The sequence below is a fragment of the Tenuifilum thalassicum genome, assembly GCF_013265555.1.
In the GTDB taxonomy this organism is placed as follows: Bacteria; Bacteroidota; Bacteroidia; order Bacteroidales; family Tenuifilaceae; genus Tenuifilum; species Tenuifilum thalassicum.
In genome coordinates, this window is record NZ_CP041345.1 from 1,386,610 (window position 1) to 1,399,058 (window position 12,449).

Annotated in this window: 14 protein-coding genes and 1 tRNA gene; 4 read left to right on the forward strand and 11 right to left on the reverse strand. The window is 37.7% G+C overall.

Annotated features, from left to right (window positions below):
* Window positions 1–50: 50 nt before the first annotated feature.
* The gene (locus FHG85_RS05745; RefSeq protein WP_173073881.1) at window positions 51–1,253 is read left to right on the forward strand and encodes an MFS transporter; all 1,203 of its coding nucleotides are present in this window, start codon (window positions 51–53) and stop codon (window positions 1,251–1,253) included.
* Here the strand turns inward: FHG85_RS05745 and FHG85_RS05750 are convergent.
* Both FHG85_RS05750 and FHG85_RS05755 read right to left on the reverse strand, forming a co-directional pair.
* Window positions 1,226–1,987: an MBL fold metallo-hydrolase gene (locus FHG85_RS05750; RefSeq protein WP_173073883.1), complete on the reverse strand. Its 762-nt coding sequence runs from the start codon at window positions 1,985–1,987 to the stop codon at window positions 1,226–1,228. The genes FHG85_RS05745 and FHG85_RS05750 overlap by 28 nt on opposite strands.
* Window positions 1,988–2,887: a bile acid:sodium symporter family protein gene (locus tag FHG85_RS05755; protein WP_173073885.1), complete on the reverse strand. Its 900-nt coding sequence runs from the start codon at window positions 2,885–2,887 to the stop codon at window positions 1,988–1,990.
* 65 nt (window positions 2,888–2,952) lie between these two features.
* Between FHG85_RS05755 and FHG85_RS05760 the strand changes: the two genes are divergently transcribed.
* Window positions 2,953–3,669, forward strand: a complete 717-nt coding sequence (locus tag FHG85_RS05760) for an SAM-dependent methyltransferase (protein ID WP_173073887.1) — start codon at window positions 2,953–2,955, stop codon at window positions 3,667–3,669.
* Here FHG85_RS05760 and FHG85_RS05765 read toward each other — a convergent pair.
* Genes FHG85_RS05765 through FHG85_RS05785 form a run of 5 tightly spaced genes read right to left on the reverse strand, consistent with a single transcriptional unit; the run spans window position 3,666 to window position 8,142 of the window.
* Window positions 3,666–4,661: an FKBP-type peptidyl-prolyl cis-trans isomerase gene (locus FHG85_RS05765; protein WP_173073889.1), complete on the reverse strand. Its 996-nt coding sequence runs from the start codon at window positions 4,659–4,661 to the stop codon at window positions 3,666–3,668. The genes FHG85_RS05760 and FHG85_RS05765 overlap by 4 nt on opposite strands.
* 52 nt (window positions 4,662–4,713) lie before the next feature.
* Window positions 4,714–5,646, reverse strand: coding sequence for an FKBP-type peptidyl-prolyl cis-trans isomerase (locus FHG85_RS05770; RefSeq protein WP_220429243.1), 933 nt, complete (start codon window positions 5,644–5,646; stop codon window positions 4,714–4,716).
* Complete coding sequence (locus tag FHG85_RS05775) at window positions 5,639–6,544, reverse strand: FKBP-type peptidyl-prolyl cis-trans isomerase (RefSeq protein ID WP_173073893.1); 906 nt, start codon at window positions 6,542–6,544, stop codon at window positions 5,639–5,641. Before FHG85_RS05775 ends, FHG85_RS05770 begins: the two co-directional genes overlap by 8 nt.
* A gap of 47 nt (window positions 6,545–6,591) precedes the next feature.
* Window positions 6,592–7,113: an FKBP-type peptidyl-prolyl cis-trans isomerase gene (locus FHG85_RS05780; RefSeq protein ID WP_173073896.1), complete on the reverse strand. Its 522-nt coding sequence runs from the start codon at window positions 7,111–7,113 to the stop codon at window positions 6,592–6,594.
* A gap of 3 nt (window positions 7,114–7,116) precedes the next feature.
* The gene (locus FHG85_RS05785; RefSeq protein ID WP_173073898.1) at window positions 7,117–8,142 is read right to left on the reverse strand and encodes a DHH family phosphoesterase; all 1,026 of its coding nucleotides are present in this window, start codon (window positions 8,140–8,142) and stop codon (window positions 7,117–7,119) included.
* Between the two features lie 81 nt (window positions 8,143–8,223).
* On the opposite strand from FHG85_RS05785, the gene ndk reads away from it, so the two are divergent.
* Entirely contained in the window at window positions 8,224–8,643 is a 420-nt protein-coding gene (ndk, locus tag FHG85_RS05790) for a nucleoside-diphosphate kinase (protein WP_173073900.1), read from the forward strand.
* Window positions 8,644–8,755: 112 nt separating this feature from the next.
* Here ndk and FHG85_RS05795 read toward each other — a convergent pair.
* The 4 genes from FHG85_RS05795 to FHG85_RS05810 all read right to left on the reverse strand — a co-directional run bounded on the left by FHG85_RS05795 (window position 8,756) and on the right by FHG85_RS05810 (window position 10,895).
* Window positions 8,756–8,829 (reverse strand) — tRNA-Asp (locus FHG85_RS05795).
* 76 nt (window positions 8,830–8,905) lie between these two features.
* A complete protein-coding gene (locus FHG85_RS05800) occupies window positions 8,906–9,448 on the reverse strand; it encodes an RsmD family RNA methyltransferase (RefSeq protein ID WP_173073902.1) in 543 nt (180 codons plus the stop codon).
* Complete coding sequence (locus FHG85_RS05805; RefSeq protein WP_173073905.1) at window positions 9,439–10,290, reverse strand: DUF3822 family protein; 852 nt, start codon at window positions 10,288–10,290, stop codon at window positions 9,439–9,441. The genes FHG85_RS05800 and FHG85_RS05805 overlap by 10 nt, the downstream gene beginning before the upstream one ends.
* 8 nt (window positions 10,291–10,298) lie before the next feature.
* Window positions 10,299–10,895 (reverse strand): hypothetical protein, encoded by a 597-nt coding sequence (locus tag FHG85_RS05810; protein WP_173073907.1) that lies wholly within the window; start codon window positions 10,893–10,895, stop codon window positions 10,299–10,301.
* Between the two features lie 87 nt (window positions 10,896–10,982).
* Between FHG85_RS05810 and FHG85_RS05815 the strand changes: the two genes are divergently transcribed.
* Window positions 10,983–12,395: an ATP-dependent DNA helicase gene (locus FHG85_RS05815; protein ID WP_173073909.1), complete on the forward strand. Its 1,413-nt coding sequence runs from the start codon at window positions 10,983–10,985 to the stop codon at window positions 12,393–12,395.
* Window positions 12,396–12,449 lie beyond the last annotated feature (54 nt).

Here is a 12,449-nt window from a genome sequence, read left to right on the forward strand (position 1 = left end):
CAACAAGTGTTGCTATAATCTGAAAACCAATAGCTAATTTTGTATGCTAAATGGATAATGCATTTCGCCATAATTTAATTCGGCTTTACGTTCTTAAAGTTTCGCATTGGTTTATGCTTATCATGCCAATTGCCGTTCTCTTTTATAAGGCAAATGGTTTAAGCGTAAGCCAAATTTTCATACTACAAAGTGTGCACTCATTGTCTATCGTATTGCTTGAGATTCCTTCAGGCTATTTTGCGGATGTGCTAGGTCGAAAAAACACGATAACCGTAGGTGCTATTCTTGGTTTTGTTGGTTTTGCCATATATTCTATGACATATGGTTTTTGGGGTTTCCTATTTGCCGAAATTGTTTTAGGTCTTGGTCAAAGTATGATTTCGGGAGCCGATTCTGCCCTTTTGTACGATAGCCTTGCTGAGAGGAAGAAACAGGATGATTATATAAAGCATGAAGGGAGGATGACCTCGGTTGGTAATTTTGCCGAGGCAACTGCTGGAATACTCGGTGGGCTATTGGCAGCACTTAGCATTCGTTATCCTTACTATGGACAAGCATTGGTAGCTTTTACAGCAATACCAGCTGCGTTAACTCTTATTGAACCAAAAAACGAAATTAACAGACTTGAATTAGGCTGGAAGCAGATTGTTGACGTGGTTAGGTATGCTATAATTAGGAATAGAAAACTACGTTTAAATATTTTACTTTCGTCAGTTGTTGGTGCATCAACGCTAACCATGGCATGGTTTGTTCAGCCATGGTTAATCAGAGCAGAAACACCTATTGAACTATTTGGCGCCATATGGACGGTTCTAAATTTATTGGTTGGAGTAGCTGCTCTTTATGCCTATAAAATTGAGTTACGATTAGGAAGCGTTAGAACAATTGCATTTATTATAGTATTGCTCACCCTTGGTTTTATTGCTACTGCATTATTTAAAAGCTACTGGGCTATAAGTTTTATTGTGATTTTTTACTTGGTTAGAGGGGTGGCAACACCTATACTTAAAGATGCCATAAACCGATTAGCGCCTGCTGCAATGCGAGCTACCATTCTTTCTGTTCGTAATTTCATTATCAGAATAATATTTTCGGTTTGGGGACCTTTTTATGGATGGCTAACCGACAGGTGGAGCCTAGCACTTGCCTTAGCCACAGCCGGAACTGTTTTTGCTATATTGTCTACTTTAACTTTTGTTGCCCAGTTAAAGGGGAAAAGAGATAATCAAACTTCAAACTCTAAACCATCGTAGGCTAAGCAAACATTATCGGGTAGCTCTTTTGAAACATCTTTGTAAAAGCCCATTTGATGACCAACGTGCGTTATATAAGCTTTTCTTGGGCTTAGCTGCCCAATTAGTTCAAGGGCTTCGGGCAAAGAAAAGTGTGAGATATGCTTTTGTTTTCTAAGAGCATTTATTACCAGGTACTTGGTTCCAATAATCTTTTCCTTCTCCTCTTCGGGTATAAAATTGGCATCCGTTATATAGGTAAAGTCTCCAATTCTGTAGCCTAAAATAGGCAGTTTGTAATGGTATGCCCTTATTGGAATTATTTTAAGCCCCATGATACTAAAGGGCTGATCGTTGATTTCATGTAGATTAAATTCTGGAATACCAGGGTATTTTTGCTCAGCAAACACATAGGGATATTCTCTTTGCAGCTCTTTTAAAACTCTTTCTTCGCCATAAATATCCATTGGACGTTTTTGTAACCAATTAAATGCTCTTACGTCATCTAATCCCGCAATATGGTCGCGGTGTTCGTGGGTTAAAAGGATAGCTTGTAGGGTTTTCACTTTAGCCCTAAGCATTTGCTGCCTAAAATCGGGTCCTGCATCAATCGTAATATTGATTCCCTCGTGTTCAATTAGCACCGATGTCCTAAGCCGCCAATCTCTTGGGTCGGTTGATTGACAAACTGGGCAAGGGCAAGCAATTACTGGAATACCTTGGGATGTTCCTGTCCCTAAAAAAACAATTTTCACTTAGAGAACTTTTGATTTAATAGACAAAAATATCAAATATGATAGAACTACCACAGCCATCACAGCCGACGGAATAGCTGCTTCTTTCCCAAAAAGTGTTAAAGCAGTAAACACCGAGAACCCAGAGCTCTTTATTCCAACAAGCATTATCATTGGAATTCGGGTTTGGGCGTCAACTTTAATTTTTTTAGCAATAAGGTGTGTGATATGCCCTAATCCAAATATTGTTATAATAAGAATGCTTGCAATTTTTATTAATAGTAAGGGAGAAGAAAAGAAAACGTGTCGATTGATACCAACGGCAATGAAAATAAGGAACGCAAAACCCCAATCAACTACCTTGCCTCTAACCTTCTCAATAAAAGGTTTGATAGGATTCCAAAGCAAGAACCTGGATAGGACTAATGGTATAACTACAAGTTGAATCATCATCCAAAATAAATCAATAGATTGTATTCCTGAAGAGTTTGCAAAAAGTTTGACAAGAATTGGCGCCATTACAATAGAGCCCAGAAATGCACCAATAAGTGAGATTATTGCATATACAACATTACCACCGAGTATAAAAGTAAATGGGATTATGGCAACCCCTGGGGGTGTGGCAGCTATAACGACAAATCCAAAGAAAAGTTCTTTTGTTGGCATCAGAAAATAGGCGAGAGGAATTAAAATAGCTGAAAAAATTATGTAGTTCAGAAAAATGCCTGTAAAAATTGGCTTATATACCATTTCGGTTTTTTTTAGCTGGGCAAAACTTATTCCTGTCATTGAGAACATCATGGTCAAGGCCAAAATAGGGAACGTGAGGAATTTTACCGTTGAAGCATGTTCGCCGATAAATAAACCCATAAGTACGGCAAAAACCAGAATAGCATTTCGGTTTAAAAAAAGTCTTTTCAAAAATCGGAACATTTGCATTACCTTCGTAAAAATTTTTAGTAAATATAGATATTAGGTTTGAAATTATGGCTGAACAAAAAGGAAAACTGTATCTACTTCCTACACCAATTAGCGATAATAGCATTGATCTAGTTATACCTCAGAAAGTTATTGAAAAATCACGTTCACTTACCCATTTCGTTGTTGAAGAGCTTAGAACTGCAAGAAGATATTTATCGAAAATTAAGGTTGAAACACCGATAGATGAGCTTACATTTTTTCTGCTTAACGAGCATACACCGCAACAGGAGATCGAAAACTTTTTGAAACCTTTAAAGAATGGAATTGACGTGGGGTTGATGTCAGATGCTGGACTTCCATCTGTTGCAGATCCTGGCTCACTTTTAGTTGAGGCTGCACATCGTAATAACATTGAGGTAGTGCCCATGGTAGGACCAAACTCTTTACTCTTAACCTTGATGGCAAGTGGTTTAAATGGTCAGAATTTTGCTTTTATTGGATACCTGCCCGTTAAGCCTGATTTACGTAGAAAGAAGATTCGGGAACTAGAGCAGAGATCTCGTCAGGAGTATCAGACTCTGCTGTTTATCGAGGCTCCTTATCGTAATGCTAAGCTGTTTAACGATATTTTGAATGTTTGTCACGATCAAACACGATTGACTATAGCATGCGAATTAACCTCCTCAAACCAGTTCATTAAAACAAAAACAATAAAGGAGTGGAAAAAAGAACCACTCCCCGAAATAAATAAAAGAAATACTGTTTTTGCTATTCTATTCTAATTTTCAGTGGGTTTAGTTGATGATTCTCCCTTGCTGCTAAAGTAAATATCAAAAACAAGAGGAGTAAAGGGTGGTATGCTAGAAGTCCCAATTGAATCATATCCACAGAATGAGGGAATAATTGCACGTCCCCATTCACCTTCCTTCATTTGAAGTAGGGCTTGTTCAAATCCTTTAATTACGCTATTACCACCAATAGTTACTTTAAGTGAATCCGTTGAGCTAAATTTTCTCCCCAAATTGGTAGCAACACTATCTATGTTTGTGTCAAAGACAAACCCATCAAGAAACATTCCCTTGTAGTAAACATAGGCCACAGAATCCTTTGCGAGTTGGGTTGTCTCGTCGGTTGGGGGGGATAGCTGAATGTAGTAAATGCTGTCGTTTATTGGCTCAAGGCCAGGGTAGTTATCGTTAATATATCCCTCTATCAATGAAGTTTCGTAAGCGCGAGGGTCGCTTATCACTTTATGTAGCTCAAGGTCATAAATTAACGATTGGTAGCTCAATCCGTTTGAAGCATTTCCCTTATACCCTAAATTGTAAGGGATGTAAAGGGTTGCCTGCTCGCCCTCTTTCATATATCCCAAGCCTTCAAAAACACCTTCAAGCATATATCTGCTATAGCCAGTTATTTGTGTGTTAGCCTCTTCGTATTTAGCAAATACTGGAGCATAATGGTAGCTGTTATCGTACCTGTTATAAAGTTTCATCAAGCTATCGTTGTCCGATAACCATGCAAGCCCATCAAGTGTACGTTCCACATATGAATATAATACCCAGTCACCAATTTGAGGAGATGCACCTGTTCCAGGGGTTTTAGTTACATAGTAAAGTCCACTCGGTTTTTTAGCGCTCTCAGGAATATTGTGAACTTGAATCCAAGCATTAAATCGTGCAATTTCATCACCTTCTGGGTCGCTAAACTCCTTATCGCAGGAAATGACTGTTAATGAAAGTCCGGCAATTAGTAAAAGCAAAAATCTATTCATAGTTAAAAATTCAATTTCATGCAAATATACTATTTACATATTCATTTCAAAGTTAATTGTTTTTAATACTATCGAGTTTTACTATAACCTCGACAGGAGTATACGGATCAACTATATCATTCCCCTCCTTTCCATATGCTAAAGGTGAGGGAGCTATGATTTCAAGGCTTCCCCCTGTTGTTGTAAGCGTAAAGCCAATTTTTAAGGCTTCTAAATCTAATGAGCTAAGAGCAATAGGCTCGTCTGAATTTGCTTTGTTTGATTCTATGGTTATACCGCTAAGTGTTTTTACTTCATATTGGCCGTAAATGGTATCATTCTCAGTAGGGGTGGCAAGCCCTGTGTTAGTAGTTATTTTGTAATATAATCCAGATGAATGTTGCTTGTATCCATCTAGATTTAAGCTATTAATTATGTTTTGCTCATTTACTTTTCCTGGGCCATTGTGGTAAATTATTTCTACATCAAAGGCTAAACTCGACCAAGGTTCAACTGGGCCCATGGTATTATCTTTATAGCCTAGGTTCGAAGGGAATAGGATGGTGGTTGATTCATTCTCCCTACAAAGCAGCAAACCTTTCTCGAGCCCTTTTAATAGCGAAGTTTTCCCAATAATTGCTCTGAATGGCTCAAGGCTTCGTACCGAAGTGTCGAGCTTTGCTGCTAATGCTTCATCTTTAATGTTTGTGTCGAAAACTACAATTGGAGACTTTATAGTATAGCCTTTGTACCAGAATAATATAGTATCGCCATAGTTTAGCTGGTAGCCGTAATACTTATCTTTTATAACATGGTATACATCATCTTTAACCTCGTAAGTCCAATTATTACCACTAATATAGCTTTCTATACTTGATATTTCGGAGTATTTCTTATCCTCTTCCAAGGAGTTGTCGCAAGCGAAAAAAAAGAGAAGAAATCCAATAAGAAAAATTGTTTTACTATTCATGTTTAAATTACTTGCTGAATTTTTCAGGCTATTCATGTTCGGTTTCATTAGGGGTGCCCTTTTTCACTTCTACAATCTCTAAATTAAAAATTACTGATGTGAATGCAGGTATTATACCATTAGAGTTGCCTTGCTGCCCGAATGCTAAATGGGAAGGTACAATTAGCATTGCTTTTTCCCCTTCACGCATTCTTCCGATAGCTTCTTCTAATCCAGGAATAACCTGCCATTTTTGGCCATAAACAAACTGAAAAGCTTCGCCTCTTTTACGAGTGGAATCGAAGAATTTGCCATTCAAAAATCGGCCCTCGTAATGTATGGTAACAGTATCGCCAACTTCAACTATAGGGCCTTTCGAATGATTTTTTGGTATGATATATAGACCACTCTCGGTGGGCTTTACATCAATTTTTTGCCCATCGAGATATTGCTTAAGGATAACTTTTTCATACTCGCCAAAATCGTTAATCCAGCTGAGGAAGGCTGCCATTTGATTTTTGAACTCTTCTTCTGAGCTAACCTCAAGCAGTTTAATATCTACTCTCATGTAATCATCAGGGTTGATGAATTTTGGGAGTGTGGTTTCCAAAGTTTTCTCAAAAAATGGTGTAGCTTGTATGTAAAATGAAGCACTGTCGCCCTCCGATAGCATTAAAAAGCACTCGTCAATTGCCCCTTCATATTCAGGTTTGGTTAGCTGAAATTGCCTAACTCCCTTAAAAAATAACGAGTCAGAATTTGTGCTGTATGATATTATAGCGGTAACATAGTTCCCAATCTCGGCTTTCTTATTTGATTCCCCAAGAGCTATTAGCTTGTAGTGAATCCCTGTTGGTGTTACGCTGTAACCTGGGTATAGCTTTGATTCATTGTTGCATGCCGATAATAGTAAACCAATTCCTAGCAATGCAAATACGGTTTGTTTAATCTTCATCTTTTAGGTATTAATGTATTTAATTCTTTGTAAAAATAAGAAATATTTCACTTAAGTACGTCGATAAGGGAAACCTCGTAAATAATTGATGAGCGCGGAGGAATCCTATCTAAATCTCCTATAAGCCCGTGAGCCAAATGAGGAGGAAGGATTAGGATAGCATTTTGTCCTTTATGCATAAGTTTTATAGCTTCTTCTAGCCCTGTTTCAACACCTCCGTGTCCAACAACAAAGCTTTCGGGTTTGTTTGGCTCCGATTTATAGCATTCGGTTCCATCTAAAAGGCTAATACGATAGTGATAAACCACAACATTGCCAGCTTTGGGCTTAGGGCCTTTTGCTTTACCAAATATGTAATAGAACAATCCGCTTTGGCTTTGAACCATTGTCAACTTTTGCCTGCTTATGTATGCAAGTATCTCTTCCTTATCCTTATCTACAAGTTTTTGGTTTATGCCAAGTAATTTTCTTTTTACTTCGCTTTTTGGAACGGGTAATTTTTTAGTTTGTTGATTGTGTGTACAAGAAATCAATGAAGCTAGCAGAGCAATGGTTACTAATCTGTTCATGGTTTAAGCATTTAGCTCGTTAGAGTGGATTTTGAGTAGCTCTTCGAATTGTTTAAGGGTTTCATCCATGCTTACAAATGATTTTCCTCCCGCTGCGTTTTTGTGCCCACCACCATTATAGTATTTCCTTGAGAACTCGTTGGCAGGGAAATTCCCTCTTGAACGGAGCGATACTTTAACATAGCTATCATTTTCAGTAAAAAGAACAGAAAAGTTAATACCGTTTATCGATAAGGGGTAGTTTACAAATCCTTCGGTATCTCCTATCTGATATTTGAACTTTTTTAAATCGTTTTTTGTAAGCCATATATATGCGGCTTTGAATTCAGGGAAAACTTTCATCCGTTCAGCTAGCGAAAAGCCTAAAAGCTTCATTCTATTTTCTGAGAAGTTGTTGTAAACATTACTTTGAATATCTTCGACCTTTATTCCCTTGGCAATAAGTTTTCCTGCAATCTCAAAGGTTCTTTCCCGAGAACATGCATAGCTAAACGAGCCTGTATCGGTCATAATGCCTGTAAAAATACTTACTGCGCTATCGTAATTTATCGCATTATCTCCAAAAAGTTGTGATGCAATTTCGTATACAAGTTCTGCTGTTGAACTTACCTCGGTAAATGAGAATTTTATGTCGAATGGGCTTTCCGGTTCAGGATGATGATCAATTAGCACTCTTTTAGCTTTTGTAACTTCAAGCAGGTAAGACATCCCTTCAACTCTCTTGTAGCCATTAAAATCAAGACAGATTACAAGGTCTGCATCCCCAAAGGTTTGTTCTACTCTTAGCTTATCTTTACTAAAAATCAATATATTGCTAGCATCTGGTAACCATGATAAAAACGTAGGAAAATCATTTGGTGATACCATTTCTGCGTTTAATCCTTGTTGCTTTAGTACATGGTATAAGCCCAAAACAGATCCAATAGCATCACCGTCGGGGTTATAATGTGAGGTTAAAATAATTTTCTTGGCTTGAGTTAGCTCCTCCTTCAATAATTCAAGCAGACTTTGATCGATTCTAAGTGTCATATTATTCATATTTTATCTTACAAAGATAAGTTTTGTGATTTACTTAATATTTGCTATTTTAGAAAATAAATTAACAATACTATGAACACTAGGTTTACTTTTTGCATGATAAAGCCCGATGCGTTTAAAAACGATACGGTAAGCGATATTCTCTTAGAGATTTTAAAGGCGGGGTTTAAAATAAGAGGGATTAAGATTACTATGCTTACCAAGGCGAAAGCAGAGGAGTTTTACGATATACATAAGGGGAAAGAGTTTTTTGACAGGTTAACAACCTTTATGAGTTCGGGTCCTGTAATGGCTATGGTCCTTGAAAAACCTGATGCGGTTGAGTCGCTTCGGAAACTCATTGGAAAGACCAATCCAGCTGAGGCAGAAGAGGGTACAATCAGGAATAGATTCGGAACTGACACTACTCACAATACAGTACATGCTGCCGACAGCTATGAGCATGCCGAACGTGAGTGGAGTTTCTTCTTCTCAAAACGTGAGATTTACTAATTTTTTTGGTAATGAGATTGTTATGCTGTTAGTATTTTGGATCTAGTAAAATGCTATGATAAAAGAAGTTAGATAAATAAAAAACCTCGAGATATCTCGAGGTTTTTTGTTGCGGTCCGGACGGGACTCGAACCCGCGACCCCATGCGTGACAGGCATGTATTCTAACCAGCTGAACTACCGGACCATTCTTTCAATCTCTGTGGCTTTCCGTTTCAAAAGCGATGCAAAAGTAATACCTAGTTTTTAATCTTGCAAGCGATTTAGCGAATTTTTTTCTCAAAAATGCTAAAATTTACACTCCCATAAATACGTTTTTCCTTAAAATGTTGATAATCTGAAAAGTCGTATTTGTTGGAGTGTTCTAGTATAAACCAGCCATTCTCAGAAAGAATTTGGCTGTTTAGTATTAGTTCAGGCAATTTTTCAATTCCTTCCATGCTGTATGGAGGGTCAGCAAATATCAAATCGTAAATTTTCGAACAGGTTGCTATAAACTTATAAGCATCACCTTTAATTGGATTTAAATTATCTAAACCCAGCTTTTGCTTGGTATCTTGTATGAATCGCCAATGGTGAAAATCCTTTTCAACGGAATCAGTAAATTCTACTCCGCGTGACATAAATTCATAGCTTATGCTTCCTGTTCCAGCAAAAAGGTCAAGGACTTTTAGGCCTTCAAAATCAAAATTGTTTGAAATGATGTTGAATATACTCTCTTTGGCAAAGTCGGTAGTTGGCCTAGCTCGAAACGATTTAGGCGGGTTAATATGCCGGCCTTTTAATCTTCCGGAAACTATTCGCATGTTGTTCCAAGATTGAAAAGCTTGAAGTAATCAACTCTATGACGCAATATACGGTAGGTGAAAAAAACAGGTTTATAGTAATCTGCCTGGTGCGTAACGTTTTTAAAATATTTATGGAGTTCTTCCGTTAAGCCATTTAATATCTTTCCTGAACCAGTTATGTTTATATGTAAATCGTCAGTATTATCATCAAATACAGCTTTAATTGCGCTGTTTACATAGTAAACAACATCAGTTGTAGTTGAGCAAGCATAAGTGTTAGCAAAGACTAATGCATTGTTGTTGTGGCAAATAGTGGTTATCTCCTTATCGCTGATATCAATTTGAACCAAATTCTTCGATGAGTAAATTGGTCCAGCTTTAATAAAAGATTGTAATGAATGAGTATAAATAGATTTGGGGTGAAGTTTGTGCCATTCGTTAATAAATTCTGTAGGGGCGCAATAAATTAGTTTAGCATTATTTTCAGTGATATCAATAAATCTAATTTCGCAGTACTCAGGGAATGGGTGAGCTAAGTTAAATAGCTCTTTTGCTTTTTCTGGCTCAAATAGGCTGTTAGGCACAAGGGTAAAAAGATGGCTATCAAAGGCAACTATTACCTTTTTAAACTCTTCTTTTATCCATGGTTTAGCTTCCGATAAGCTATCAATAAATTTTCTAAAATCAATATTACCTAAAGTGTGATTTTCCCACTCTTCGGTATAAAGTGCAATAAATGTATTACGAATAGTATCCTTAACGGCATACGAAAATCCATTCAGGGAAACCTGAATGGATAGTTCGTATGCTGAAGTTCTGTCCCTATCAAAGGATTCGTCTATGATATCTATTCCTTGCATACTAAGGTTTATTCCCAGTTACCAGCGTTGTTGGTAGCTTCGGTTAGCGATCCCACTTTCAAACCAGGATATTTGTCAAGCTTTTTGGCTAGGTCATCAAGGTTAATGATTTCTTGACGGTCAAGTCCTTTAAGGATAACCTTGTTAGGTGCTTTACACTCAAATACTTTAACCTTAATACCCGATTGAGTGTTTAGTTCACCTGCTGCAAGTTCAAAGGTGTCGCCTGTAAATGGAACAAATCGCAATGAATCGTAAGGATAACCTTTAAGAATGGTATCGCGAACAGGAATAAGAATGGTGTCGCGGTAAACCTTTTTTAAAGCAACTGCTAATGAGTCATCTTCTGATCCGATTTGTTTAACAACTTTGATCTCACCCTTTTTCATGAAATCAATAAGGGTATCAAAACTACCGGTATACTTGCCATAGCGTGAGCGGTATGCATCCTGGGCAGTTCTGATGTTAATTAAACGTTCAATCGTTGCGCTGTAGCGACGTTTTTTCTCTCTGTCAAAACGAATGGGAGCCATTATACTCTCATACAGTAAGTATCCTAAGATAACTATTATAACTCCAAGAACAATTTGATAAACTGTTTTCATTTTCCTAGTTTTAGTTTATGTTTGCCTGCAAATTTAAAAACATCTGCTAAATTTCGAACTCTATTTTACAAAAAATATTGTGCATCCGTGATAAAAACACACGTAATTAAGGAGATAGTAGAACATCTTGGTTTTGCACCAACAGTTGGTCAGCTCGAGGCAATTAATGTTTTAGCTGACTTTACAGTACAAACGAATGGCGATGAGTGCATGCTTTTAAAGGGGTATGCTGGAACTGGAAAAACCACAATAATAGCAGCTTATGTTAAGGCCCTGTCGAAGTTTGGAATAAAGTTTCAGCTACTAGCGCCAACCGGGCGTGCTGCTAAAGTGCTTGCCGAGTACTCTGGTAATAATGCTTACACCATTCATAAAATAATTTACAGACAGCAATCGAGCAGCGATGGTTTTGGAAGATTCTCTCTCAATTTTAATAAGAGTAAGAATACAATTTTTATTGTTGATGAGGCGTCAATGATCTCTAATCAATCATTCGAGGATAACGCTTTTGGGTCGGGTAAACTTTTGAACGATTTAATTGAGTATGTTAGAATGGGACAAGGGTGCAAGCTGATGCTTGTAGGCGATACAGCGCAGTTACCCCCGGTTGGATTAGATATTAGCCCCGCATTGGATCAGGCTAACCTTGAAATGCTTGGGTTGAAACTTTGGTACGCTATTTTAAATGAGGTTATTCGACAAGAACTTGATTCAGGCATACTTCTAAATGCAACCGAGATTCGCCATCTCATTGATGAGATGAAAATTACCTATCCTAGGTTCAAAACAGCCTATAATGGTGATGTTGTTAGAATTACAGGTGGTGAATTGCTTGAATATCTTTCCGATGAGTACGATAAAAATGGCCGCGAGGGCAACATTGTTATATGCTATTCAAATAAACGAGCTAACAGGTACAACCAGGGTATTCGTTCCAAGATTCTTTACCATGAAGAGGAGCTAAGCATTGGTGATTATTTAATGGTTGCTCGAAATAACTACTTTTGGGTTAACGACCGGCCAAAAATTGGTTTTATAGCAAATGGCGAGATTGTCAGGGTAAAGAGAATTGGTAAACGTCAAGAACTTTATGGTTTTCGGTTTGCCGATGTTACCCTTGAACTACCCGATCACGACTACGAGGAGTTTGATGCCAAGCTAATTCTCGATTCATTATACATGGACGGGCCATCGCTCGACAGGAAAAGCATGAAAAATCTTTACCACGAGGTTATGGCCGATTACATGCATATCAAAACAAAAAAGGCGAGGTTTAAAAAGATGCAATCCGACCCATTTTTTAACGCCTTGCAGGCTAAGTTTGCATACGCAGTTACCTGTCATAAGGCTCAAGGTGGCCAATGGCCCACAGTGTTTATTGATCAGGGATTTTTTACCGATGAGATGCTCTCGCGTGAGTATCTACGATGGTTATACACTGCGTTTACGCGGGCTAAGCAAAAGGTTTATCTTGTGAATTTTAATGAAAAGTTTTTTTGATATTTTTCCCTTTGCTTTCCATATACATTACTGATTCATTGTGGTTGAGGTTAA

Bases quoted from the DNA above. Each gene is read 5' to 3' on its own strand.
- FHG85_RS05745 (WP_173073881.1), top strand. From the start codon at position 51: ATGGATAATGCATTTCGCCATAATTTAATTCGGCTTTACGTTCTTAAA.
- FHG85_RS05760 (WP_173073887.1), top strand. From the start codon at position 2,953: ATGGCTGAACAAAAAGGAAAACTGTATCTACTTCCTACACCAATTAGC.
- FHG85_RS05765 (WP_173073889.1), bottom strand. From the start codon at position 4,661: ATGAATAGATTTTTGCTTTTACTAATTGCCGGACTTTCATTAACAGTC.
- FHG85_RS05770 (WP_220429243.1), bottom strand. From the start codon at position 5,646: ATGAATAGCCTGAAAAATTCAGCAAGTAATTTAAACATGAATAGTAAA.
- FHG85_RS05775 (WP_173073893.1), bottom strand. From the start codon at position 6,544: ATGAAGATTAAACAAACCGTATTTGCATTGCTAGGAATTGGTTTACTA.
- FHG85_RS05780 (WP_173073896.1), bottom strand. From the start codon at position 7,113: ATGAACAGATTAGTAACCATTGCTCTGCTAGCTTCATTGATTTCTTGT.
- FHG85_RS05785 (WP_173073898.1), bottom strand. From the start codon at position 8,142: ATGACACTTAGAATCGATCAAAGTCTGCTTGAATTATTGAAGGAGGAG.
- ndk (WP_173073900.1), top strand. From the start codon at position 8,224: ATGAACACTAGGTTTACTTTTTGCATGATAAAGCCCGATGCGTTTAAA.
- FHG85_RS05800 (WP_173073902.1), bottom strand. From the start codon at position 9,448: ATGCGAATAGTTTCCGGAAGATTAAAAGGCCGGCATATTAACCCGCCT.
- FHG85_RS05805 (WP_173073905.1), bottom strand. From the start codon at position 10,290: ATGCAAGGAATAGATATCATAGACGAATCCTTTGATAGGGACAGAACT.
- FHG85_RS05810 (WP_173073907.1), bottom strand. From the start codon at position 10,895: ATGAAAACAGTTTATCAAATTGTTCTTGGAGTTATAATAGTTATCTTA.